3 protein-coding genes are annotated in these 3084 nt (G+C 63.0%); all 3 read right to left on the reverse strand.

The features are described 5' to 3' along the window. Window positions 1-402, reverse strand: a 402-nt coding sequence (locus tag EN991_RS29510; protein ID WP_127370071.1) for a c-type cytochrome, incomplete at its 3' end; no start/stop codon positions are given. Beyond that, window positions 399-1190 (reverse strand): substrate-binding domain-containing protein, encoded by a 792-nt coding sequence (locus tag EN991_RS29515; protein WP_244514477.1) that lies wholly within the window; start codon window positions 1188-1190, stop codon window positions 399-401. The genes EN991_RS29510 and EN991_RS29515, both read right to left, overlap by 4 nt. A 58-nt stretch (window positions 1191-1248) precedes the next feature. Continuing rightward, the coding region (locus EN991_RS29520) for a methanol/ethanol family PQQ-dependent dehydrogenase (RefSeq protein WP_348630508.1) at window positions 1249-3084 on the reverse strand (1836 nt) is incomplete at its 5' end.

Consider the following 3084-nt stretch of genomic DNA (forward strand, 5'->3'; position numbering starts at 1 on the left):
CTCCCATATCTGGTCGTCGGGTATCTTCTGGCCGAAGCTTGGCATCCCGTTGGGCCTGCCGTCGCGGATCGTGGCGTGGATGCTTTCCATCGAGCTGCCGTAGATCCACTTCTCGTCCATGAGCGCCGGACCCATGCCGCCACCGCCATTGGCATGGCAGCCCGAGCAGTTGAACCAGCCGAACAGGCGTTTGCCCTCGCTCATGTGGAAGGCGTTGGCCTCGAAGCTCGCCGCCTTGTTGTCGGTGGGGGAGGGTCGCTGTCCGCCCGGCTCCAACGTGGTCACAGGCGTCGGCTGCTCACCTGAGCCGAGCGCCGATTGCGGTCGCGTGTCGCGCTCCTCGCGCTGGCAGGCGACCAGGGCCAGTGTCAAGGGCAGCAACATCGCCAGAGCGCGCCTCATCGGGCCGGTCTCCCGGCCATGTCCAGACGCGGTACGCCGTATCGCGCCAGAACCGCGTCGATCTCGGCCTTGTGTCGGGCAAGCGCGCTATTCACATCGCCACGCAGCGCATCGTCCTCGCGTCGAACACCCATTGAGATGTCGTACATCAGCGGCAGTTGCGGTCCATCGATGCGAGGCGTGACCGGCGTGATCCGGAGCGGCACCTTTTGCCTCTGCGCGAAATAGCCGGCGAGCGGACCCCAGACCACGGCAAGGTCGATCTCGCCGTTCGCGACAGCTTCGACGATGCGCGCCGGCGGGTTGGGAGCAGAGTAGTCGCCATAGACGGGGTAGCCGATGAGGTGCCCGACAATGCCGCGGCGGCCAAGCGCCTGGACAGGCGGCGAGTTGGCGCCATCGTCGCCGATGAGCTGAACACCGATGCGCAATTCTTGCAACCGCGGGTCGTTGAAGGACGTCACGTCCGGGCCGTCCTGGCGGGTCACGAAGACATAGGACGAACGGTAGTAAGGCGTGGTGGTGCGCAGCATTTCGAGATTGGCAGGCGTGCCGGGCACGAGATCGCAAAGGCCTGCCTTCAGCGTGTTGCGGATGAAGCCACGGCGCTGCGCCCACCAGGTATACGTCAGCTTGGCGCCAAGATCAGTGGCGACAATTTCCGCGATCCTGTTCTCGAACCCTTGACCGGCCGCGTTGGAAAACGGCATGTTGTTCGGGTCGGCGCACACTCTCAATTCACGTGCGTTGGCAACAGCCGGAAAGAGCAACAAGGCGAGCCCGGCCATGCCGATCGCCACCCGTTGGAACGCCTTTCGCGCCGGACGTACGGTCAAGTTCAATCCATCAAGGCAGCCGGAACACATAAAGCGTGCCTCCCGCCGTGGTAGCGTTCTTCAGATCCTTCATCGCGTTGACGAAGCCAAGTGCCGCGGTGGCATCGCGTGGGTCTAAGTCGCCCGAAACGATGGCGCCGGCCCAGCCACCGACGCCTGACAGAATTGCGACATACTGGTGCCCATCGGGGCCGCGATAGGTTATTGGCTGGCCGATGATGCCGGACGACGTCTTGAACTGCCAAAGCAGATCGCCGGTCCTGGCGCTGACCGCCTTGAACCAGCCTTCCATGGTCCCGTAAAAGACGACATCGCCGGCAGTGACGACGGTGCCGCTCCATACCGGAAAGTTCTCCTTCAGGACCCAGGCCGGCTTGGCGGCGGAAACATCCCAGGCGGTAAAAGCACCACGATTGCCGCCCGGCCCGGGGATCATGCGTACGTTCATGCCGACATAGGGCGTGCCTGCGATGTAGTTTACCTCGACGCCTTCTTCATCCATGCAGAGATTGTTGTGGGGGATATAGAGCAGGCCGGTCCTCGGCGAAAACGCCGATGGCTGCCAGTCCTTGAGGCCGGATGCCGTCGGACAAATGTCTCGGACCACCTTGCCGGTGCCGGTTCTCTTGTCAGGGTTTGCAATCAGGCGGCCGGTCTTCAGATCGACGCCTTTGCTGGAATTGACCGGGCCATAGGCTGTGGCCGATAGCACCTCTCCAGTGGTCCGATCGAGGATATAGAGGTAGCCGTTGCGTTCCGGTCGGACAAGGACCTTGCGCGGCTTGCCTTGCCAGGTCATGTCCAGAAGGATCTGCTCGTTGATGCCGTCATAGTCATGGAGGTCATGCGGGCTCCACTGATAGAACCACTTCGCCGCTCCGGTATCGGCGTCACGCGCGAAAATACCGGATGTCCATTTGTTGTCGCCTGGCCGCAAATCCGGATTCCACGGTCCTGGATTGCCCGTGCCGTGGAAGATCAGGTTCAACTCCGGATCGTAGGAGATCCAGCCCCACATATTGCCGCCGCCGATCTTCCAGGCTTCCGGTGGCCATGTCGTCACGCCAAGGTCTGTGCCCCTGTCCATGTCGTAGTGGGGCTTGAAGTCCGGGCCGATCAGCACATCCTTGTCGGGTCCAGTGCCATAAGCCGTCCAGACAACATGCCCGTCTCCGGCATCCAGCGCCTTGACCCAGCCGCGGACGCCCATTTCGCCGCCGGAATTGCCGACCAGAACTTTGCCCTTCACCACCAGCGGCGCCATGGTGATGGTCTCGCCGATGTTGATGTTGCCGATATGAGTGTTCCAGATCGGCTTGCCCGTATTGGCATCGAGCGCGATCGTGTGGCCGTCCAGCGTGTTGAAGAAGATGCGTCCGTTGGCGAAGGCCGCTCCGCGGTTGACGACATCGCAGCAGGCCACTCCTTGTGCCGCCGGCTCGGGGTTGGGCTCGTACTTCCACTTCATCGGCGCGCCCGGCCTGGAAAGGTCGAGCGCGTAGACGATGTTGGGAAAGGGCGTGACGATGTACATGTTGTTGCCGACGACCAGCGGCGCTGCTTCCTGGCCCTTGTTTACGCCGGTCGAGAAGGTGAAGGCGACCTGCAGGTTCTTGACGTTGCCTTCGTTGATCTCGCTGAGTTCGCTGAAGCGGGTCGACGCGTAGTTCTTGGCCGGCATTGTCCATTGCCCGTCATCGGGTGGCGCCGCGGCGGCGGGCGGCGCGATAGCCGCCGCCGATGCGGGCTCCGAGGCACCGCTCAGAAACAGGCCGCATGCCCGCAGCATCACCGAGATGCCCGTGCGAAAGGAATTCTCGGTCGCCAATGCGCGGGCGCCGTGTCC

This window comes from Mesorhizobium sp. M7A.F.Ca.US.005.03.2.1, from assembly GCF_003997795.1.
Lineage (GTDB): Bacteria > Pseudomonadota > Alphaproteobacteria > Rhizobiales > Rhizobiaceae > Mesorhizobium > Mesorhizobium ciceri.